Raw genomic sequence first — 21,878 nt, 5'->3', positions numbered from 1 at the left:
CTCCAGTCCGGTCATCCTGCGCAGAGGCGAGGAACGATCCGGAGTCGCAGGATCCCCCACTGAGATCCTGCGACTCCGTTCGCAAGCTCACTCCGCGCAGGATGACCGGCCGTCTCGGCCGCTCACGCGGTGAAGCCCGCGAGCGCCTTCTTGCCCCGGCGCAGCACGGCGTAGCGGCCGTGCAGCAGGTCGTCGCCCGAGATCACGCGATCCTCGTCGTCGACCGGCGCGTTGTTCACGTACACGCCGCCCTGTTTGATCGCGCGTCGCGCCTCGCCGCGGCTCGCCACGAGCCCGGACTCGGCCAGCAGCTCGGCCAGCGGAGCGCCCACCGATCCCGCCGCCTGCGGCAGCTCCGAGATCGCGCCCCGCAGGGTCGCCTCGTCGAGGGCTGCGAGGTCGCCGCGCCCGAAGAGCGCCTCGGAGGCGTCGATCGCGCCCTGCGCCGCCGCGGCACCGTGCACGAGCGCGGTCACCTCGAGCGCCAGCCGCTTCTGCGCCGCGCGCTTGAACGGCTCCTCGGCCACCTGGCGCTCGTACTCCTCGATCTCGGCGCGAGACAGGAACGTGAACACCTTGAGCCGCGCGATCACGTCGGCGTCGGCCTGGTTGAGCCAGAACTGGTAGAAGGTGTACGGCGAGCACATCTCCGGATCGAGCCAGATGGCGTTGCCCTCGCTCTTGCCGAACTTCGAGCCGTCGGAGTTCGTGATGAGGGGTGTGCCGATGGCGTGCGCCGCCTGGCCCTCCACCTTGCGGATGAGGTCGGTGCCGCTCGTCAGGTTGCCCCACTGGTCGCTGCCGCCCGACTGCAGACGGCAGTCGTACTGGCGGTAGAGCTCGAGGAAGTCGTAGCCCTGCAGGATCTGGTAGCTGAACTCGGTGTAGCTGATGCCCTCATCCGAGTTGAGACGCGCGGCGACCGCGTCCTTCTTGAGCATGGTGCCCACGCGGAAGTGCTTGCCGACCTCGCGCAGGAAGTCGATGGCGCTGAGCGGCGCCGTCCAGTCGAGGTTGTTGACCAGGCGCACCGCGTTCTCGCCCTCGGTCGAGAGAAACCTCGTCACCTGGCCCTGCAGGCGCGTCACCCACTCGGCCACGGTGTCGCGGCTGTTGAGGGTGCGTTCCGCGGTGGGGCGAGGATCGCCGATGAGGCCGGTGGATCCACCGACGAGCCCAAGCGGCTTGTGGCCCTTGAGCTGAAGGCGGCGCAGCACCAGCAGCTGCACGAGGTTGCCGAGGTGCAGGCTCGGGGCGGTCGGATCGAAGCCGCAGTAATAGGTGAACGGGTCTCCCTCGAGCAGCTCCGACAGCGCGCCCGCGTCGGTGGACACGTGGATCAGCCCGCGCCACTCCAGCTCGTCCCACAGGGTCTCGAAGCTGTCGTCGTTGCGCTGGGCGGACAGGATCTCGGTGCGTTCATCTGCTACTGACACGCCTGCCATCGTACCGCTCTTGACCCGAGTGGGCGCTCGCCGGTCGAGCGCGCCTCGCCGGTGTCAGAGCAGCAGGTGCGCGACGGGTGCCGCGAGCACCATCGTGAGCACCACACGCTCGAACCAGATGATGACCAACTCCCGCATCCGGATCGGGATGTCTGTGGCGAGGATCGACGGCACCATCGCCGAGAAGAAGATGATGCCCGCGATCGACACCACCCCGACGACGAAGCGTGTGGGGAGCGACTCCACATCGGCGACCTGGGTCGCCGGGAGGAACATCTCGACGAGCCCGAGCGCCACTGCCTTGCCGACGAGGGGCGGATCGTCCATTCCGGTTCCCCAGGCCACTGGCGCGATGATCCACCCGAGCCAGTCGAACACCGGGGTGAACTTCGCCACGATGAGCCCCAGGAGTCCGACCGAGAGGATGGACGGGAGGATCGACCCGGCCATCACCACGCCGTCCCTCAGGTTGTCGTACACGTTGCGCCAGAGTCCCGGGGTGCGATCGAGCGCGAGCCGCGCCTCCCGCCAGGCCGCTTGCAGCCGGGAACGGGCCACCGGTTCCTCGAGCCGGACCGCGGCGCCGGGGAACACCGCTTGCGGGATACGTGACAGCGGCGGGATCCTGACGACCAGGGCGGTGACGACGAACGTCACGACCAGTGTCGTGGTGAAGTACAGCAGCCAATGGTCCATCAGCCCGAGGGTCTTCGCGACCACGATCATGAAGGTCACCGACACCGTCGAGAAGCCTGTCGCGATGATCGCCGCCTCGCGAGCCGTGTACTTCCCCTCGCGGTAGACCCGGTTGGTGATGAGGAGCCCCAGCGAGTAGCTGCCGACGAACGATGCGACCGCGTCGACCGCCGCCCGGCCGGGAGTGCGGAAGATCGGACGCATGAACCCCTGCACGAGGACTCCGACGAACTCCATCAGTCCGTAGCCGACCAGCAGGGCGAGGAACACCGCGCCCACCGGGATCATGAGCCCCACCGGGATCACCAGCTTGTCCCAGAGGAACGGGGCGAGGTCGTCGGCCATCAACCAGCCCGGCGCGAGGGCGGGGAACAGCATGAGCACGGCGACCGCCAGGCCGCACACGTTCAGGAGGGCGAAGACCAGTCGCACTGGGTTCTGGCGCCAGGTTGCGCGAAGGAACGGCCGAACGGTTCCGAGTGCGATGAGCGCCAGGATGATCCAGGGGACAACGGGGGCCGCCTGGACGCGAATCGCGCTCACCAGGTGATCCAACACGATGGTACTCGTGCCGGCGAGCGTCACTGGGACGAAGAACACGAATGCGCCCAACCCGCTGAAGACGAAGAATCTCCACACGCCGGCCCTTCGTTTCACCGGCCTGAATTCTCGCAGCGCTTCCATAGGCTTCCATAATCCTCTTCATCGAGTATCACTGGATTCCTATCCTGCAAGACGCACCCTCCTCGCGCCCTGGCCGACACACCTCCCCTGTCCGGGATTCCGGATCTTCTCATCTGCCCCGCCGACGCCCCCGTCAGTGGCCTCCGAGCCGGCCGAGGAGCCCGCCGACCCGGCCGAACACCTCGACGCGCGCCAGAAGATGCTGCCTCGGCTGCGGTTTGGCGACGACTACTGACGCGCGACGGGAGGGCGAGCGGGGCAGGCGGGGCAGCCTCGCGCCCGGGGTCGTGGTGGTGGCGCTCACGCCGCCGGCAGCCAGCGGCACGGATTCACCGTGGAACACGCAGAACCGCAAAAATGCGCGTGTCGCACGGTGAATCCGTGCTGCTGACGCGCGGTGCATGGGCGCGACGCCGGGGCGCACGCGCGGGCGCGGGCGGGCGGGCGCGAGCGGGAGCGAGCGGGCGGGCGAGGGCAGGGCGGGCTCGCGCCCGGGGGCGGGGCGGGGGCGGGCCGGGGCGTGCGGGGCAGGCTCGCGCCCCGGGGTCGTGGTGGCGCTCACGCCGCCGGTAGCCTCGCACCCGGGGTCGTGGTGGCGCTCACGCCGCCGGTAGCCTCGCGCCCGGGGTCGTGGTGGCGCTCACGCCGCCGGCAGCCAGCGGCACGGATTCACCGTGGAACACGCAGAACCGCAAAAATGCGCGTGTCGCACGGTGAATCCGTGCTACTGACGCGCGACGCCGGGGCGCGACCCCGAACCGGACGCAGGGGCGCGACCCCGAACCGGACGCAGGGGCGCGATGCCGGGGCGCGACCCCGCACCAAACGCATGGGCGCGACGCCGGGGCGCGACCCCGCACCAAACGCAGGGGCGCGATGCCGGGGCGCGACCCCGCACCGGATGCCGGGGCGCGACGCCGCACCGCACGCCGGGGCGCGACTCCGCACGCCCGACGGCGGCCGGTTCGGCGCGCAGGCCCCTCCCTACGCAGACGCCCGGAACTCGGCGATGCGCTCGGCGAGGCGGTCGAGCTGCTCGGCAACCCGTACGCGCGCCGTGCCGCCGGCGCCGATCCTCGAGTTCACCGACCCCTCGATCGTCAGCACCTCGCGCACCTCAGGCGTGAGGTGCTCCGAGACCGAGGCCAGCTCGGCGTCAGAGGGCTCGTGCAGCTCGATCCCGCGCTCCTCGCAGTACCGCACCAGCTCGCCCGAGATCTCGTGCGCATCGCGGAAGATCACGCCCTGCTTCACCAGCCACTCGGCCACGTCGGTGGCCAGCGAGAAGCCCTGCGGCGCGAGCTCGGCCATGCGCGAGGTGTCGAAGCTCATCGTGGCGACCATGCCGGTGAAGGCCGGCAGCAGCACCTCGAGCTGCTGCACCGAGTCGAAGACGGGCTCCTTGTCCTCCTGGAGGTCGCGGTTGTAGGCGAGCGGCAGCCCCTTGAGCGTGGTGAGCAGGCCGGTGAGGTTGCCGATGAGGCGCCCCGACTTGCCCCGCGCGAGCTCGGCGATATCGGGGTTCTTCTTCTGCGGCATGATGCTCGAACCCGTCGAGTACCCGTCGTGCAGGCGCACGAACCCGAACTCCTTGGTGTTCCAGAGGATGATCTCCTCGCTGAGGCGCGAGAGGTCGATGCCGATCTGGGCGCAGATGAAGGAGAACTCGGCGACGACGTCGCGCGCCGCGGTGCCGTCGATCGAGTTCTCGAGCGGATCGCCGAGACCGAGTTCGGCGGCGACGAGGCGCGGATCGAGACCGAGCGAGGAGCCCGCGAGCGCTCCCCCGCCGTAGGGCGATGCGCTCGCGCGCCGGGACCAGTCTCGGAGGCGCTCGAGGTCGCGCACGATCGGCCAGGCGTGGGCCGCCAGCTGGTGGGCGAGCAGCACCGGCTGCGCGTGCTGCAGGTGGGTGCGGCCGGGCAGGATCGCGTCGGGGTGCCTGCGCGCCTGCTCGGCGATGGCGTCGAGCAGCTCGAGCAGGCGGGTCCGGATGATCGCCGCGTGGTCGAGCAGGTAGAGCCGCACCAGGGTGGCGATCTGGTCGTTGCGGCTGCGCCCCGCGCGCAGCTTGCCCCCGAGCTGCACGCCCGTGATCTCGATGAGCAGGCGCTCGAGGGCGGAGTGCACGTCCTCGTCGTCTTCGGCGGGCAGCGCGCGCCCGTCGGCCACGCGCGCCGCGAGCTCATCGAGCGCCGCGCGCATGTCGCGCAGCTCGTCGGCGGTCAGGTACCCGGCTGCGGCGAGCGCCGAGGCGTGCGCCTTCGAGCCGCGGATGTCGTACTGCGCGAGCACCCAGTCGAACTGGGTCGACTTGCTCAGCGCGGCGAGCGCCGGCGACGGGCCGCTCGCGAAGCGCCCACCCCACAGCGCGCCCGCCTCTGCGGCGCGGTTGCCGGTGTCGTCGCCGGTCGCATCGCCGGTCTCGTCGCCCGCTCGATCGTGCGTATTCTCAGTCACTTGCTCTCCTCCAGCAGCCAGGCCATCAGCGCCTTCTGCGCGTGCACGCGGTTCTCCGCCTCGTCCCACACCACGCTCTGCGGCCCGTCGATCACCTCGGCGGCCACCTCGTACTCGCGGTAGGCCGGCAGGCAGTGCAGGAAGATCGCGTCCGCGGCGGCGTGCGCCATGAGCTCGGGCGTCACGCGGTAGGCGCCGAAGGTGGCGATCCGCTCGGCCTTCTCGTCCTCGCGCCCCATCGAGACCCAGGTGTCCGTGATGACGGCGTCGGCGCCGCGCACCGCCTCCACCGGGTCGGTGAGGATCGTGACGCTGCCGCCGGTCTCGGCGGCGATGCGCGTCGCGTCGGCCACGATGTCCTCGCGCGGGTGGAAGCCGGCCGGGCCGGCGACGCGGATGTGCATGCCCGCGGTCGCGAAGCCGAGCAGATAGGAGTGCCCCATGTTGTTGGCGGCGTCGCCCACGTAGGTGGCGGTGAGCCCGGCGAGCTCCCCCCTGCGCTCCCGGATGGTCTGCAGATCGGCGAGGATCTGGCACGGGTGGAAGTCGTCGCTCAGCGAATTGATCACCGGCACGCTCGCGGCGGCGGCCATCTCCTCGAGCCCGGCGTGCGCATAGGTGCGCCACACGATCAGCTCGACCATGCGCGAGAGCACCTTGGCGGTGTCGGAGATCGATTCCTTGCCGCCCATCTGCGAATTCTTCGAGTCCATGATGAGCGGGTTTCCCCCGAGGTCGGCGACGCCGACCGAGAAGCTCACCTGCGTGCGCGTGGAGGTCTTGTCGAAGATGACCGCCGCGGTCTTCTGCCCGTCGAGCGGACGTCGTGCGAAGCGGTCGGCCTTCAGCGCCGCGGCGAGGTCGAGGACCTCGCGCTGCTCGGACGGGCTGAGATCATCGTCGCGCAGAAAGTGTCGGATCACGGAACCAGTGTAGTCCGCGCGACGCGCGCCTCACGCGGCCTCCGCTCCGCTGCCCGCGCCCACGCCGATGCCGAAGGCGGTGCGCACCGAGATCGCGTAGGCCATGGCGATGTCCGAGACCGCCTCGTCACCGGGCAGGAAGGCAGAGGTGTGCAGCGCCGGCTCGTGCTCGCTCCGCGCGACGCCGACGAACATCATGACCCCCGGCAGACGCTCCGTGTAATACGAGAAGTCGTCTGCCCCGCACGATCGCATCGGCTCGACGACCCGCACGGCGCGACCCTCGAGCGCCCGCATGAGCGAGCGCGACATCTCGGGGTGGTTGTAGAGCACGGGTTCGCCGGAGATGATCTCCACCTCCGCACTGCACCCGTGCGCCGCGGCGACCTCGGATGCGACTCTCGGGATCTCGGTGTGCAGGAACGCCCGATCGCGCGGGTGCATGGTGCGCATCGAGCCGCGGGCGCGCGCCTCGGAGGGGATCACGTTCGCCGCGCTCCCCGCATGGATCGTGCCGAAGGAGAGCACCGCCGGATGCATCGGATCGATCCTGCGGTTGAGGATCATCTGCATCGCGCCGATCACGGCCGCCAGGGCGACGATCGGATCGCGCGCGTGGTGCGGGTAGGCGGCGTGCCCGCCGATCCCCCGCACCGCGATGCCGAACTCGTCGGCCGCCGCATTCACCGCACCCTCGCCGATGGCGATGCCACCGGCGGGCACCCGCGGGTGCACGTGCGCTCCGAAGACCTCGCGCACCCCGTGCTGCTCGAGCAGGCCGCTCTCGCAGATGTCGCGTGCACCCGAAGGGTAGGCCTCCTCGCGCGGCTGGAGGATCAGCAGCAGCGCGACCGGCAGCGCCACCCGCTGCGCGGCGCGCGCCACAGCCACCGCCGCAGCGATGTGCACGTCGTGACCGCACGCGTGCATCGCGCCGTTCGTCGACGCGAACGCGGCCCCCGTCTCCTCGAGGATCGGCAGCGCATCGAGTTCCGCGCGCAGTGCGATCGCCGGGCCATCGCTCGGTCCGATGCGCACGAGCCCTCCGGTGTCGGCGACCGGATCCCACTCGGGCGAGCCGAGCGCCTGCAGCACCAGATCGCGCGTCGGCCCCTCCTCGCCCGAGATGCAGGGCGCGCGATGGAGCTGACGGCGCAGCTGCAGCGCTTCGGGGATCTCCTCGGCCACCGCTGCGAAGAATCGGTCCCACGGGTCAGTCATCATGTCCGTCATCGTTGCTCACCTCCCCTGTTCCACGGCGACTCAATACGCTTCGGCATAGACCCGGTACCGCTCCGGTTCCGAGAGCGATCCGTGCCAGGCGAGCTCGGCGCGCTTCACCGTCAGGAAGGTCTCGAGGAGCCGCGGCGGCAGCCACGACGTCACCGTCTCGTCGGCCTGGAGCTCGTCGAGCGCCTCCCCGAGAGACGACGGCATCCGGCCGTGCGTCGCGGCCGCGAGCTGCTGCTCCGAGAGCTCTGCGGGGTCGCCCGAGACGACCTCCGGCGCGGGGAGCGCAGCGCGCACGCCCTCGAGCCCGGCGCGGATGAGCACCCCCAGCGCGATCCACGGATTCGCGGTGGCGTCGGCGCCCCGGTACTCGAGGTTGAACTGCTTGCGATGGTCGGCGCCGGGGGTGTCGAAGAGCGGGCAGATCCGGAGCAGCGCCTCGCGGTTGTTCTCGCCGAGGAACAGCCCGCCGACGCTCCAGCGCCCCGGTGCGAGCCGCTCGTAGGAGACGCCGGACGAGGCCGTGAGCGCCTGGAACGCGGTGGCGTGCCGGAGCACACCCGCGGCGAAGGATCCCGCCACGGCGGACAGGCCGCCCGGGCGCGACGGGTCGTAGGCCACGGGGGTGCCCTCGCGGTCGATGAAGCTCAGGTGGATGTGCACGCCGTTGCCGCCGCCGTCGCGCTCGACGATCGGGCTGAAGGTGGCGCGCTCCCCCGCCGCGCGCACGACGCTGCGCACGATCTCGCGCAGCAGGATCGCGCGGTCCGCAGCCTGCAGGGCCGGCGCCGGGGCGAGCGTCACCTCCCACTGACGGTCGCCGAACTCGGGCAGCCACATCTCCGGCTCGAGTCCCGCATCGCGCAATGCCTGCAGCACGTTCGATCCGAGCGGTTCATAGGTGAGGAGCGACTCGAGCGAGAACGGCTTCCGCCCGGGAACGCGATCGTCGTCGCGCAGCATGAACTCGTGCTCGAACGAGGAGATGACGCGCAGACCGGTCTCCTCCTCCAGGTCGCGCACGGCGTCGCGCAGGAAGGTGCGGGGGCAGCAGTCCCAGGGCGTGCCGTCGGGGTTCACGAGGTCGCCCAGCATCGCGGTGACCGGCTGCCCGCCCGTCTCATTGGCGACCGCGGCCCGGGTCGCCGGATCCGGCATGATCCTGAGGTCCCCGATCGAACCGAACGGGTTCGGCACGATGATGCGGCCGAAGGGGTCCAGCGCCAGATTCGCGGGCACCCATCCCGAGCCCGAACGCGCGTAGTCGTCGATCTCGTCCGCGGGGAAGGCGCGCCCGCGCACCTGGCCCACGAGATCCGAGGTGAGGATTGCGGCGATGGGCGTTGTCATGTGGTCTATCCTTTGCTGGCTGTCATGCGTCGCCGGCTGCGGTGCCGTCGATGCTGTGGTCGTTGAGGAAATCCTCGATGCCGTCGTAGCGGCGCACCCGTTCGACCGGGTCCGTGCCGAGCGCCTCGACGAGCGACGCGATGAGCGTCTCGACGAGGGCGAAGCCCGGCGTGATCGAGTCGAAGGGAGAGGCAGCGACGACGGCGTTCGAGAGGAGATAGTCGGAGTGCTTCGCCGCCGGCGACAGCCAGGGATCGGTGATGAGCACCGTGGCCGCTTTCTGCGCCTTGGCCTGCCGCATGAATGCGACAGTGGGCTCCTGGTAGCGCCGGTAGTCGAAGGCCACCACCACGTCCTTCGCCCCGATGTCGAGCAGCGCGAAGGCGCGCTCCTGCTGAGAGGTCGGAACGTGGGTGACGCTCGGCCGCAGATGGCGCAGGTGCATGGAGAGGTACTCGGCGAGCAGGCGGCTGAATCTGCCGCCCGTCGTCCAGACTCGGCGCTTGGTGTTGGCGAGCAGTTCGACGATCGCGTCGAAGTCCTCCATGGCGAGCCCCGAGAGGGTCGCCGCGATGCCCTGCTCGATCACCCGCTGCGAGTGCTCGACCGCCCCGTTGCGCGTGGCCTCCGGCTCCCCGTACATCGTCGCGGGTGAGGAGGTCCGGGCCGCGATCTCGCCGTGCAGCAGCTTCTGCATGTCGGGGTACGAGCCGATCCCGAGCTTCGACAGCAGCCGGAGCACGGTGGGCGCGCTCACGTTGGCGCGATCGGCGAGCCGGTTCACGGGTGCGAGCCCGGCGACGGGGTAGTCCGCGAGCAGCGCGCGCGAGACGCGCTTCTCGGCCGGGCTCAACTGCTCGTAGGACTTCTTCAGCACCTCTGCGAGCGTCAGTGATTCATCCATGTGCCAGATCCTGCTTCCTTCGACGTTGCGGCAGGCCGAGCTCTCGGATTCCCATGAGTCCGGTCGGTGCCGTGATCAAAGCCAGGATAAGGATCGCCGAGAGCACCAGGTCCGTCACCCCGCCGGGCAGCGCGAATCCTCCGGTGAACTGGCCGTCCTGCAGACGCCGCAGCACCTCCTGCAGGACGCTGATGGAGACCGCGCCGATGACGGCGCCGCTCGTCGAGAGGTAGCCGCCGATCACGATCATCACGATGAAGCCGAAGGTCAGCGAGAGGAAGAATGTGCGCGACGAGAAGGTGGTGAGGAACGCCGCGTAGAGCGCCCCGCCGGCTCCGCTCACCGCGGCGCTGAGCACCCAGGCGGTCGCGCGGTGGCGGCCGACCGCGATCCCGGAGGCGAGCGCAGCCTCCGGATCCTCGCGCGAGGCCCGCAGCTGCAGGCCGCTGCGGCTGTTCTTGTACCAGAGCGCCACGACGATCGCGAGACCCGCGCAGACGAATGCGACGAGCGGCGTGGTCAGCTTCGGCAGGCCGATCATGGCCGAGGATCCCCGGGTCACCGCGGTCCAGGAATTGATGACGGTGAAGGTGATGACGAGCAGGGCGAGCGTGGCGATACCCGACTGCAGGCCGCTCAGCCGCCCCATGGCCGGCGCGGTGAGCAGCGCGAAGAGCGCGGCGCACACCGCCGAGACGAGGAGCACGACGGGGAACGGGGCTTCGACCTCGATGAGGAATGCGAGCGGCTCGGGCAGGCTCGAGAACATGGTCTGCTTGAGTGCCGGCGGGATCGTGAGGTAGGCGGTGGTGTACGCGCCGACCGCCATGAACGCGACGTGACCGAAGGACATGATGCCCGAGTTGCCCGAGTAGATCGACATGCCCAGCACGACGACGACCGAGACCAGGCTGCCGACGGCGACCCGCTCGATGATGGGGTCGGTGACGGCGCCGATCAGCGCGACGGCCCCCACGATGGCGACGAGCACGATTCCGGTGGCGAGCACCTGCGTGCGGTTTCGACGGAATAGATTCATGACACACGCACCTTCACACCGGAGAGCAGGCCCTGGGGCCGGATGACGAGGATTCCGATGACCGCCGCGTAGAGGAAGGCATCCCGGAACGCGATCAGGTCGGTCGGCAGGAACGTTTCGAGCAGTACCGTGGCCATGCCGAGCAGGAGCCCGCCGAGGGCGGCCCCCTTGAGACTGCGCATCCCTCCGACGACCGCCCCGACGACGCCGATCAGGAGCGGCTGCAGGCCCATCTCGGCACCCACCGCCCCCTGCTTCGCCACGAGGACGATGGCCGAAACTGCGGCGATCGCGCCGGAGATCGCGAAGGCGCTCATGATCACGAAGGAGCCCCGCACGCCGAGCACTTTCGCCATCTCGAAGTCCTCGGCAGCGGCTCGCAGCTGCACCCCGAGGCTCGTGCGCTGCATCACGATCGCGAGCAGTGCGATCATCGCCGCGCTCAGCGCGAGGGTGAGAACCTGGAGCATGCTGATGCGTGCGCCGAAGAGCGTGAAGGAGTGCTGCAGGAAGGGCTGCGGCGGAACGCCCTGCACCTTGGGGAGCGCGGTCATGCGCGCGATCGCCTGCAGCGCGGCGCTCACGGCGAACGAGGCGATCATGAGCGTGACCGGGTCCGCGTTGCGGAGCGAGCGGAACGCGACCCGCTCGGTGAGCACCGACACGACCACCGCAGCGATGATCGCGAGGGGCCAGCTCACCCACCACGGGGAGTCCTTGAGCACGAGCAGCACGACGGCGGCGGCCATGATGGTCTCGCCGTAGGCGAAGTTCATGAGGCCGAGGATGCCGAAGAGCAGCGCGATGCCGAGCGTGAGCAGCGCGTAGAAGGTCCCCAGTCCGAGCATGTCGACGATCAGTTGGATCCACATGATCACTGCCCCCGTTCCGTCGCGTCGCCGAGCGGCGAGAAGCCCAGATACTCGACGACCTCGTCGTTCGCGGCGAGCTGCCGCGCGTCTCCGCTGCCGAGCACTCGGCCCGGGGCCTGGATCACGTAGGAGCGATCGGAGATGGCGATGGAGCGCACCGCGTTCTGCTCGACGAGCAGAACGGTGACCCCCTCGGCGTTCAACTGCTGCACGACGTCGAAGATGAGGTCGACGATGATCGGGGCGAGGCCGAGCGTGGGCTCGTCGAGCAGGAGAAGGCGGGGGCGGATCATGAGGGCGCGTGCGATCGCCAGCTGCTGCTGCTCGCCGCCCGAGAGCAGGCTCGCGCCCCGGCTCCAGTACTTGCGGAGGATCGGGAAGCGCTCGAGCTGGGCTTCGACGTCGGCGTCGATCTCCTGGCGGTCGCGGCGGGAGACCGCTCCGAGCCGCAGGTTCTCGCCGACGCTGAGCGAGGCGAAGACCCCGCGATCCTCGGGGACGTAGGCGATGCCGGCGGAGATGCGGGATGCGCCCTTGGCGGTGAGGTCGACGTCGCCGTAGGCGATGCTCCCGGACAGCGGCGCGACGATCCCGGCGATCGTTTTCAGGATCGTGGACTTGCCGGCGCCGTTCTGGCCCAGCAGGGAGACGATCTCGCCCTCGCGCACCTCGATCGAGGCGCCCTGCACGGCGACGATCGACTTGCCGTAGCGGACGAACAGGTCTCGCACGTCGAGTGTGGACACGGTCGTCACTCCTTTCCGAAGTAGATCTCGATGACCTGCGGGTCCTTGCGGATCGCCTCCGGATCACCGGAGACGACGGTGCGCCCGCTGTCGAGCACGTGCAGACGATCGCAGGTGCCCATGACCACGGTCATGTCGTGCTCGACGAGGAGCACGCCGAGGCCGCGCTCGCGGGCGAAGGAGGCGATGATGCGGATGAGCTCGAGCGCCTCCGCCTCGTTCTGCCCCGCGGCCGGCTCGTCGAGCAGGAGGTAGCGGGGGCGCAGCGCGATGGCGCGCGCAATGCCGACGCTGCGCACCTGGCCGGCGGGCACCGCGTCGGCGCGCAGCTCCGCGAGGGCGCCGAGCCCCAGCTCCTCGATCGTCTCGACGGCCACCCGGCGCGCTTCGCGGCGCCGCATTCCGGCTCCGAGCGCGGCGGCCTCGATGTTCTCCTCGACGGTCAGCCGACCGAATACCTTGACGCTCTGGAAGGTGCGGACGAGACCGGCGCGAGCCCGATGCCGCAGCGACTTCCGCGTGACGTCCGCGCCGTCGAGCAGGATGCGGCCCGCCGACGGGCGCAGAGCGCCGCTCAGCATGTTCAGCGTCGTCGTCTTGCCGGAGCCGTTCGGCCCGATCAATCCCAGCACCTCACCGGGCTCGAGGCGCAGACTGACATCGTCGACCGCTCTCACGCCGTCGAAGTGCATTCCCCCGTGCTCCAGCACGAGCGCCTGATCGGTCATCGGTCGTCACCCCGATTCGGGCGATGCGGGCAGAGTCGCCCGGGTGTCCCACACATCATCATGCGGTCTCCATTCCATTGCCGGATCGGGCCGTTCCGATCCTCGAGCTATCACCTAGCAGAGGTAACATGCTCTTGAATACATGAAGCAAATGTAACAAGAAGTACATCCTGCGAAAAGAGTATCGTACGTTACATTTACAACACAACATCAATTTTTCTATCACTTTGTTCGAACGCGGACGCGTCCCGCCGATTGGAGAGATCCGTGACCCCTCCCACGCTCCGAGACCGCATCGAGCGGCTCCCCCTCGTCGATCACCATGTGCACAGCGTGCTGCAGCGGGATCCCTCCGACGCGGAGTTCGAGCTGCTGCTCACCGAGTCCTCGCTGCCGGCGCCCGCCGGCACGAGCCATCTCGACTCGCAGGTCGGCTTCGCACTGCGCCGGCACTGCGCGCCCCTGCTCGACCTGCCCCGGCACGCGGAGCCGGGGCGCTATCTCGAGCAGCGCGGTCTCCTCGGGCACCGGGAAGTCGCGCGCCGCCTGCTGCGCGCGAGCGGGGTCTCGGCCTCGCTGATCGACACGGGCACGGTCGGCGGCGAGACCGAGCTCGCAACGAACGCCGAGTTCGCCGAGCTGGCCGACCACGAGGTGCACGAGATCGTCCGCCTCGAATCGACCGCCGAGGAGCTGCTGCGCTCGGGGATCGCGGCCGAGCACTTCCCGGACGCGTTCCGGCGCGCACTGGACGCGGTGCGCGGCTCGGCCGCGGGGTTCAAGAGCATCATCGCCTACCGCTTCGGCTTCGACTTCGCACCGCAGCGCCCGAGCGACGCCGAGACAGTCGCCGCGGTGGACGCGCTCGGGCCCGGCGGCCGGGAGCGCATCGACGATCCCACGGTGCTGCGCTTCCTCCTCTGGTGCGGCGTCGACACCGGCCTGCCGGTGCAGCTCCACGTCGGCTACGGCGACGCCGATCTCGACCTCTGGCGCTGCAATCCGGCGCTGCTCATGCCCTGGCTGCGGCTCCTGCCGGATTCCGCGTCGCCGATCATGCTGCTGCACTGCTACCCCTACCATCGCGAAGCCGGGTACCTGGCCCAGGTGTTCCCCCGCGTCTACTTCGACCTCGGCCTCGGCATCAACTACTCCGGCGCGGCCTCCAGCGCCATCATCAGGGAGGGCCTGGAACTCGCGCCGTTCGGCAAGCTGCTCTACTCGAGCGACGCGTGGGGCGTGCCCGAGCTGCACCTCCTCGGCGCGCGGCTCTGGCGCCGAGGGCTCGCGATCGCGCTGCAGGAGTTCGTCGACGCAGACGAGTGGAGCGCGCAGGAGGCGATTCGCGTGGCGCGGCTGGTGTGCGAGGGGAACGCGCGCCGGGTCTACGCCCGGTAAGCGGCCCCGGGCTGCGCCGGAGGGGCGGCCCCGGGCTGCGCCGGAGGGGCGGCCCCGGGCTGCGCCGGGAAACGGGTGCGGGTCCCGGGGAACGCTCCCCGGGACCCGCACCGCCCGCCGTCAGGACGCGGAGCAGGGGTTGCCGTCGCCCAGATCCGGCACGATCGCAGCGGTGTGCTGCTCGACGAAGCTCGCGGATCCGTCGGTCACGTTCACGATCGACATCGGGAAGTCGATGATCTTGTGGCACGTGTCCGAGAAGTAGGTCATCTCGCCGATCGGCGTGTCCACGGGGCCCGCCGACTGCAGCGCGTCGCGCAGGCTCGCACCCGACTCCGTATCCGCGCCGGTCAGCGCGTTCTGGATCGCCAGCATCATGTTGTAGCCGAGCAGCGCGTACGAGCTCGACGGCCCGGATCCGCTGCTCTCGGTGAAGTCGGCCACGAAGGCGTCGAGATCCTCCTGCGTCGCCGCGCCGGAGCAGTACTCGTAGCACGCGAAAGCCGTGTAGTAGACGTCGCTGGCGCCGCCGAGGATGTCGAGCAGCGTCTGCCCGTCGAGCGCGTTGGGGCCGACGAGCGGCACGTCGATGCCGGCCTCGCGGATCTGCTTCATCGCCGTCGCGCCCGCCGGGTTCCAGCTGGCCACGTAGATGAAATCGGGCTCCTCCGGCAGCGCCTTGATGCTCGAGATCTGCGCGCTCACGTCGATGTTGTCGCCTCCGGGGAAGCTGTCGGTGCCGACGATCGTGCCCCCGAGCGCCTCGAAGGCGCCCGCGAAGTAGGCGCCCGCCGACTTCGTGTACTCGATGCTCTCGTCCTGCAGCAGGTAGGCGTTCTCCCAGCCCTGGTCGAACGCCCACGAGGCCCCCGTCGAGCCCTCGACGTCGGATCCCGCGTTGGCCGTGAAGCTGAAATCGCCGATCGTGGTGAGGTCGGCGGTCTTGGGGTCGCCCGCGCAGATGGAGATCGCGGGCACCTCGGCCGACTGGGCCGCGATGAGCGCCGGGGAGCTCAGATCGAAGTCGCAGGGGGTGACGATGAGGTCGACCCCCTCCTGCAGGAACTCCTGCGCGACCACGCCGACGGTCTCGGGATCCGACGCGACATCCTTCTGGATCACCCGGATCTGCTTCCCTTCGATCCCGCCGTCGGCGTTGATCTGCTCCACCGCCAGCTGTGCCGCGGCCCCGGGTTCGGCATCGAAGCCGGCCATGTTGCCGCTCTGCGAGAGCGCGAACCCGATCGTGATCTCCTCGCCGCCCGCGTCGCCCTCTCCGCCGCCGCTCCCGGACGACGAGCATCCGGCCGTCGCGACGAGCAGGAGCGCGGCACCCGCCGCTGCGACCCCGCGCAGTCCTCTCATATTCCCGTTCATAGTGCTCACTGCCTTTCTATACCTCGTTGAATAGAACCTGTTCAGTGCGCCCGAGCCGCCCGCAGGGCGCTTCGGGCACGCCGGATCACCCGGTGCGCCGTGCGGCGCACCGGAATCCGGACGTCTCTTCGGAAGCGGCCCGCTCAGACCGCCGCTGCCGCCGCGAACGCGGTGCGGGCCGCCTCGACGGCTCGGTCGATGTCCTCCTCGGTCGTCGAGGCGTTGAGTCGCCGATCCCCCGTGGCCGACGTCGTCTCGAGCACCCCCTGCGCCAACAGGGACGCCTGATACGCGGCGTAGCGGTCCGTGTCCACATCCATCGTGTCCCGGAAGTTGCGCGGCGCCTCCCCGCGGAAGTAGACCGCCCACTCCGAGCCGATTCCGGTCACCACGGCCTCGACCCCGGTCTCGGCGATCGCGTTCGCGTATCCCGTCCGCAGCCGCTCACCCAGCGCGTAGAGACGCGAGATCGTGTCCTCCCGCTCCATGATCCCGAGCGTCGCGTTCGCCGCGGCGATCGCGTAGGGGTTGGCGTTGTACGTGCCGTCGATCGTCGCCTCGCCGTGGGTGTAGGCGCCGAGGTGCCCCATGAACTCGTCGCGGCCCGCGAGACCGGCGAGCGAGTAGCCGTTGGCGATCGCCTTCCCGAAGGCGGTGAGATCGGGAACCACTCCGTTGACCGACTGGATGCCTCCGAGCGCGGCGCGGAACCCCGTCTTCACCTCGTCGAGCACGAACAGCACGCCGTGCCGGGTGCAGAGCTCGCGCAGCAGTTCGAGGAAGCCCGGCTCGGGCGCCACGCAGCCGAAGCTGTGCACGTAGCCCTCGGCGAACGCCGCGGCGAGCTCGGCGCCGTGGCGCTCGAACGCGGCGCGCAGCCCGGCCGCGTCGTTCCACTCGACCACCACCACGTCGCCCGTGACCCCCGGGTGGAGCCCCGCACTGTTGACCGTGTCGAGCGGAGCCTCTCGCGTGAGATCTGCGCGCGCCCCGCCGACGGCCACGTGATCGCTCCAGCCGTGGTAGCTGCCGTGGAACTTGAGCACCTTCACGCGACCGGTGGCGGCGCGGGCGATGTGCGCCGCGTGCATCGTGGCGTCGGTGCCCGAGGTGCAGAAGACCACCTTCTCCGCCGAGGGCATGAGCTCGCACACCTTTTCGGCGAGCTCGATCTCGCCGAGCTGCGGGCCGACGCCCGTGAGATCGCAGGTGTTCGCGGCGGCGAGCACGGCCTCGTTGACGCGAGCGTCGGAGTGCCCGAGCACGATCGGCCCCCAGGCGTTCAGGAAGTCGAGGTAGCGGTTGCCTTCCTGGTCCCAGAGATAGGCGCCCTGCGACCGCACGAAGACCTGGGTCCACCCGAGCCGGTGCCCGGACGACGCCCCGCGCGGGATGACTCGCCTGGCGTGCTCCCACTGGCGGGCGGAGGGTGTTGCATTCGACATCGAAGTTCCTTTCATTGGTCGTCGTCCGCGACGCTCGAGTCGAGCGAACCGCTGCGATAGGCCGCGCTCAGACGCTCGGCGAGCATCACGACGGGGAGATGGGTGTTGGCGCTCGGCACTTCGGGCAGGATCGACGCGTCCCAGACCGCCGCCCCCTCGAGACCGTGCACGTTGCCGAGCTGATCGACCACCGCGGCGGGATCGTCGGCGCGCCCCATGCGCGCGGTGCCCACCGCGTGGAAGTAGTCGCCCACGTAGGCCGAAAGCCAACGGTCGAAGGCCTCATCGTCCTGCAGCACCTCGATCGGGGTGCCTCGCTCATCGATGAAGACTTGTTCGACGATCTCGGAGAAGGCCTCGCCGTCCAGCACTGCAGCCACGGCCGCGATCGCCTCCCGCATCGCCCGCCGGTCGTCCGGGTGGGTCAGCATCGCCTCATCGACGATCGGGGGCGCGAGGGGGCGCTCGGGGTTCAGCCGCAGCGAGCCCTGCGAGCGCGTGCGCATGACCGCGGCCATGAGGAGCCCGTGCGCGGGCGGGTCACTCGAGATGAGCTCGCCGTGGAGCGGCAGGAGGTGGAGGTCGCCGGTGCCGACCGACGACGACAGACGCATGACCGAGCCGATGCAGGGCACGCTCCGATTCGTCTCGCGGTACTCCGGCTTCAGCGAGACGTAGACGGACGCCGCGGGGTGATCCTGCAGGCCCTGTCCGAGCCCCGCTCGATCCAGGCCGCTGCGCATGAGGATGCAGGGGCTCTCGAACACGCCGGCGCAGAGGATCACGCGATCCCCGTGCACCTCCTCGCCGTCGGCGAGCCGCACGCCCCGTACCCGGTCGCCGTCGAGCAGCAGTCGGTCGACCTGGCTGTCCGGGCGGACGACCAGGTTGTCGCGATCCCGCGCCGGATCGAGCCACAGCTCGAGCGATGAGCGCCGCCCCGTCCGATCGGCCGTGCGGTAGAGCCGCGCGCTCCCGTCCTCGGCCGTGTAGGCGTCGACGTCGTCGCGCAACCCGAGGGCCCCGCCGGAGCGCAGCAGTGCGCGGTCGACCGGGGTCAGCTCCGCATCGGTCGAACGGACGAGCATCGGCTTGAGCTTGGCGAACCAGGGCTCCACGTGCGCCCACGACCACTCCGTCAGCCCGTAGCGCTCCGCGTAATCGTCGTAGTCCTGCGGCAGGCCGGGCAGCGCGAGCATCGCATTGGTCGACGCCGATCCGCCGACCCCGCGACCCCGCTGATAGAGCCGGGACTCGCCGCCCTGCACCTTCGTCGCGAAGAGATCCGGATAGAAGACGTCGCGGTGCGCAAGCGCATCCATCCAGTTCAGCGACTGCAGCTCGGGGTCGTGGCCGCGGTCTCCGCCGGCTTCCAGAAGGATGACGGTGCGGTCGGGATCCTCCGTGAGGCGGGCTGCGGCCACGCACCCGGCGCTGCCGGCTCCGACGACGATGACGGTTTCAGTCACGAGCATTTTCTCCTTCGAACATTCGCGGTCGGCACTACTGGGTCGGGGGGACGAAGAAGTCGCTGTTGAGCACCATGAGGTCGTCACGGGACAGGTCGTGGATCGAGCTCTTCCCGATGCCGTAGAGGGTCTCCCTGATGCCGTTGCGCAGGATGTCGAGCACCTCGTAGACGCCGGCCTCGCCCGAGACCGCAAGCCCGTAGAGGTAGGCGCGGCCGACGAAGACCGCCTTGGCGCCGAGCGCGAGCGTCTTCACGACATCGGAGCCGCGGCGCACACCCCCGTCGGCCATGACCTCGACCTGGTCGCCCACCGCATCGACGATGTAGGGGAGATAGCGCAGGGGCGAGGGACTGCCGTCGATGTTGTTGCCGCCGTGGTTGGAGACCGAGATCGCGTCGGCCCCGAGATCGACGGCGAGCTTGGCGTCGCGGATCGTGTTGATACCCTTCACCATGAACGGACCGCCCCAGAGATCGCGGATCCACTTGACGTCGTCCCAGCTCGGCGCCGGGGTGCGCTCGAACTCGGCCCAGGCCGTGCCGAACGACGGGATGTCGCTCTTGTCGGCACCCCAGAGGTTGGGGACCTTCACGTCGGGGATGCGCCCGTGCGCGAGGAAGGACGAGAACCAGCGGGGTCGCGCCAGCGCCGACGGGCCGAAGGTCAGCATGGTCTTGAGGCCCATGTTCGCGGGCGGCGAGGGCGGCACGCCCCAGTCGCGCCGGGGGGTGTGCGACCAGTCGAGCGTGACGATCAGCCCCTTCGCGCCCTGCGCCTTGGCGTCGAGCACCCGCTTCTCGATATCGGCCTTGGAGCCGACCCAGTAGAGCTGGAAGAAGACGTCGGGGTTGACGGCGAGCAGATCGGCGAGCGAATCGGTGGCCCACGAGCTCAGACCCATCGCCGTGCCCTGGCGCGCCGCCGCGCGCGCCGCGGCCACCTCGCCGCCGGGGTGGACCGCCTGCGCCCCGACCGGGGAGACGATGACGGGGATGTCGAGGTCCACGCCCATCACGGAGGTGCTCATGTCGAACGACGTCGGGCGCTCGAACACGGTCGGCGAGAAGCCGAGTTCGGTGAAGGCGCGTTCGTTGTCCGCCGGCGTCAGCCCCTGCTCGTTGCCCGCCTTGATGGCGAGCCACACCAGCTTGGGGAGCCGCCGCTTCGCGAGGCGCTCGGCTTCGGCCAGGTTCTTGAACGGGACTCGTGTGCTCATGTCGTGTCTATCTCCATTGATTCCATGTCGCCTCCGAACCGGCACCTCTCGAGACGATGCTGCGGCGGCTCGGGCCACCACCCGGTTCTAACCAGCGTTAGATCACGGGCCCTGCACACCACTATCTACGATCGGTTAGAAGTTTTCAAGAGAAACATTTTGCTTCAATGCATCAGGAATGTAACAATCGTAAAACACAGCGAAATCCTCAACGATGGAGTCCGGCGATGTCGCAGCACCAGCCCGATCAGACGATGACCCCGTATGCCACGGCGCTCGACGCCCAGGCGGCGCGCGACACGGTGAACCTCATGGTGCCGGGTCACGGGGCGACTCCGAGCGGGCTCTCGAGCGAGCTGGGACGGTTCTGCGGCGAGCGCGCGCTCGCGATGGACATTCCGCCGCTCATCGACGGCATCGACGTCGGCCCCGAGTCGGCGTTCGTGCAGTCGACGCGACTCGCGGCCGAGGCCTGGGGAGCGCGCCGCACCTGGTTTCTCGCGAACGGCGCCTCGCAGGCGAACCGCATGGCCGCGCTCGCACTCGCCGGCATGCACACGGGCGACACGGTGATCGCGCAGCGCAGCGCGCACTCGAGCTTCACCGACGGCGTGCTGCTCGGCGATCTGATCCCCAGCTTCGTCTTTCCCAGCATCGACGCGGAGCGCGGGATCAACCACGGCATCGACCCGCGATCGCTCGATCGCGCGCTGCAGCGGGCGACGGGCGACGGCACCGGGGTCGCCGCCGTCTACGTCATCACCCCGAGCTACTTCGGCGCCGTCGCCGACGTGGCCGCGCTCGCCGAGGTGGCGCACCGGCACGGCGCCCCGCTCGTGGTGGACGGCGCCTGGGGATCCCACTTCGGCTTCCACCCCGACCTGCCCGACTCGCCCGCCCGCCTGGGCGCCGACCTCACCGTGTCGAGCACCCACAAGCTCGGCGGCAGCCTCACGCAGTCGGCCATGCTCCACCTCGGCGACGGCCCCTTCGCCGATGCGCTGGAGCCGATGCTCGACCGCGCCTACATGCTCACCCAGTCGACGAGTGCGAGCGCTCTGCTGCTCGGCTCCCTCGACGTAGCCCGGCACGCGCTCGTGCACGGCGGCGAGCTGATCGGCGAGACGCTCTCCGCGGTGGAGCGCCTGCGGGACGCGCTCCGCGACGACGGCCGGTACGCGATCATCTCGGACGGGTTCTCCGCGTTCCCCGACATCGTCGCCCACGATCCGCTGCGGGTCTCCATCGACGTCTCGACCACCGGCCTCAGCGGGCATCGCGTGCGCGACATCCTGGGCGCCGAGTACGGGATCCACCTCGAGATCTCGACCGCTCGCGCCGTGGTCGCGTTCATCGGCCCGGGCAAGCACCCCGATCTTGCGCGGTTCGCCCGCGCGCTCTTCGCGATCGCCGACCGAGCGGGCGCCCCCGACCCGGCGGTGCTGGAGTTCCCCCCGCTCCCCCGCCCCGGGCGCATGGCGATGCGGCCGCGCAGCGCCTACTTCTCGCGGCACGAGATCGTGCGCGCCGCCGACGCCGCGGGCCGCGTCTCGGCGGATTCGCTCGCCGCCTACCCGCCGGGCATCCCCAATGTCATCCCCGGGGAGGAGATCACCGCGGAGACCGTCGACTTCCTGCAGACCGTCGCCGCCTCGCCCATCGGGTACGTCCGCGGGGCGTTCGACCCCGAGCTGTCGCACTTCCGCGTGGTGGCCGAGGAACCCGGGGCCCGGCGCCGCTGACCCTCCGGGCCGGCGGGGGTGCGGTCGGTGCGGTCGGGGCGGCCGGGGCGCCCGGGATCGCTCGGGATCGCCCGGGATCGCTCGGCGGTCCGAGCCGGCGCGGCTGGCGGCCCGGCGAGCCAGGAGTTCCGCCGACGCACTGTGGGAGAAT

The 21,878-nt window shown here is 70.1% G+C and carries 17 protein-coding genes; 2 read left to right on the top strand and 15 right to left on the bottom strand.

The window, feature by feature from the left end:
• Positions 1–122: 122 nt before the first annotated feature.
• From tyrS to EVS81_RS12005, 11 genes are all read right to left on the bottom strand, one after another.
• Positions 123–1,436 carry a tyrosine--tRNA ligase gene (tyrS, locus tag EVS81_RS12055; protein WP_276319065.1) on the bottom strand — a complete coding sequence of 438 codons (1,314 nt, stop codon included), beginning with the start codon at positions 1,434–1,436 and terminating at the stop codon, positions 123–125.
• A 63-nt stretch (positions 1,437–1,499) separates the two neighbouring features.
• Entirely contained in the window at positions 1,500–2,798 is a 1,299-nt protein-coding gene (locus EVS81_RS12050; RefSeq protein ID WP_338034599.1) for a nucleoside recognition domain-containing protein, read from the bottom strand.
• A 1,011-nt stretch (positions 2,799–3,809) separates the two neighbouring features.
• On the bottom strand, positions 3,810–5,285 hold the full coding sequence (gene argH / locus EVS81_RS12045) for an argininosuccinate lyase (RefSeq protein WP_420813217.1): 1,476 nt from the start codon (positions 5,283–5,285) through the stop codon (positions 3,810–3,812).
• The gene (argF, locus tag EVS81_RS12040; RefSeq protein WP_130110603.1) at positions 5,282–6,208 is read right to left on the bottom strand and encodes an ornithine carbamoyltransferase; all 927 of its coding nucleotides are present in this window, start codon (positions 6,206–6,208) and stop codon (positions 5,282–5,284) included. Before argF ends, argH begins: the two co-directional genes overlap by 4 nt.
• A gap of 30 nt (positions 6,209–6,238) precedes the next feature.
• Positions 6,239–7,432, bottom strand: a complete 1,194-nt coding sequence (locus tag EVS81_RS12035; protein ID WP_130111452.1) for a M20 metallopeptidase family protein — start codon at positions 7,430–7,432, stop codon at positions 6,239–6,241.
• A gap of 39 nt (positions 7,433–7,471) precedes the next feature.
• Entirely contained in the window at positions 7,472–8,788 is a 1,317-nt protein-coding gene (locus tag EVS81_RS12030) for a type I glutamate--ammonia ligase (protein WP_130110602.1), read from the bottom strand.
• 22 nt (positions 8,789–8,810) lie between these two features.
• On the bottom strand, positions 8,811–9,692 hold the full coding sequence (locus EVS81_RS12025) for a MurR/RpiR family transcriptional regulator (RefSeq protein WP_130110601.1): 882 nt from the start codon (positions 9,690–9,692) through the stop codon (positions 8,811–8,813).
• Positions 9,685–10,731 (bottom strand): branched-chain amino acid ABC transporter permease, encoded by a 1,047-nt coding sequence (locus EVS81_RS12020; RefSeq protein WP_130110600.1) that lies wholly within the window; start codon positions 10,729–10,731, stop codon positions 9,685–9,687. The genes EVS81_RS12025 and EVS81_RS12020 overlap by 8 nt, the downstream gene beginning before the upstream one ends.
• Positions 10,728–11,603, bottom strand: a complete 876-nt coding sequence (locus EVS81_RS12015) for a branched-chain amino acid ABC transporter permease (protein ID WP_130111451.1) — start codon at positions 11,601–11,603, stop codon at positions 10,728–10,730. The genes EVS81_RS12020 and EVS81_RS12015 overlap by 4 nt, the downstream gene beginning before the upstream one ends.
• A gap of 2 nt (positions 11,604–11,605) precedes the next feature.
• A complete protein-coding gene (locus tag EVS81_RS12010) occupies positions 11,606–12,349 on the bottom strand; it encodes an ABC transporter ATP-binding protein (protein WP_130110599.1) in 744 nt (247 codons plus the stop codon).
• Between the two features lie 5 nt (positions 12,350–12,354).
• Positions 12,355–13,077, bottom strand: a complete 723-nt coding sequence (locus EVS81_RS12005; protein WP_130110598.1) for an ABC transporter ATP-binding protein — start codon at positions 13,075–13,077, stop codon at positions 12,355–12,357.
• Between the two features lie 267 nt (positions 13,078–13,344).
• On the opposite strand from EVS81_RS12005, the gene EVS81_RS12000 reads away from it, so the two are divergent.
• Positions 13,345–14,475 (top strand): amidohydrolase family protein, encoded by a 1,131-nt coding sequence (locus EVS81_RS12000; protein ID WP_130110597.1) that lies wholly within the window; start codon positions 13,345–13,347, stop codon positions 14,473–14,475.
• Between the two features lie 120 nt (positions 14,476–14,595).
• Here EVS81_RS12000 and EVS81_RS11995 read toward each other — a convergent pair whose 3' ends face one another.
• The 4 genes from EVS81_RS11995 to mftD all read right to left on the bottom strand — a co-directional run bounded on the left by EVS81_RS11995 (position 14,596) and on the right by mftD (position 19,985).
• Complete coding sequence (locus EVS81_RS11995; protein ID WP_240739833.1) at positions 14,596–15,840, bottom strand: ABC transporter substrate-binding protein; 1,245 nt, start codon at positions 15,838–15,840, stop codon at positions 14,596–14,598.
• 155 nt (positions 15,841–15,995) lie between these two features.
• Positions 15,996–17,297, bottom strand: a complete 1,302-nt coding sequence (locus EVS81_RS11990) for an aspartate aminotransferase family protein (protein ID WP_130110596.1) — start codon at positions 17,295–17,297, stop codon at positions 15,996–15,998.
• A gap of 11 nt (positions 17,298–17,308) precedes the next feature.
• Positions 17,309–18,766 carry a GMC family oxidoreductase gene (locus EVS81_RS11985; RefSeq protein ID WP_165384258.1) on the bottom strand — a complete coding sequence of 486 codons (1,458 nt, stop codon included), beginning with the start codon at positions 18,764–18,766 and terminating at the stop codon, positions 17,309–17,311.
• Positions 18,767–18,800: 34 nt separating this feature from the next.
• Positions 18,801–19,985 (bottom strand): pre-mycofactocin synthase MftD, encoded by a 1,185-nt coding sequence (gene mftD / locus EVS81_RS11980; RefSeq protein ID WP_130110594.1) that lies wholly within the window; start codon positions 19,983–19,985, stop codon positions 18,801–18,803.
• A 227-nt stretch (positions 19,986–20,212) separates the two neighbouring features.
• Here mftD and EVS81_RS11975 point away from each other — a divergent pair, with 227 nt between their 5' ends.
• Positions 20,213–21,727: an aminotransferase class I/II-fold pyridoxal phosphate-dependent enzyme gene (locus EVS81_RS11975; RefSeq protein WP_130110593.1), complete on the top strand. Its 1,515-nt coding sequence runs from the start codon at positions 20,213–20,215 to the stop codon at positions 21,725–21,727.
• Positions 21,728–21,878: the final 151 nt, after the last annotated feature.

This window comes from Leucobacter triazinivorans (genome assembly GCF_004208635.1).
GTDB classification, from domain to species: domain Bacteria; phylum Actinomycetota; class Actinomycetes; order Actinomycetales; family Microbacteriaceae; genus Leucobacter; species Leucobacter triazinivorans.
The sequence above is the reverse complement of the archived record's forward strand: the minus strand, read 5'-3'. Positions and strand labels throughout refer to the sequence as shown.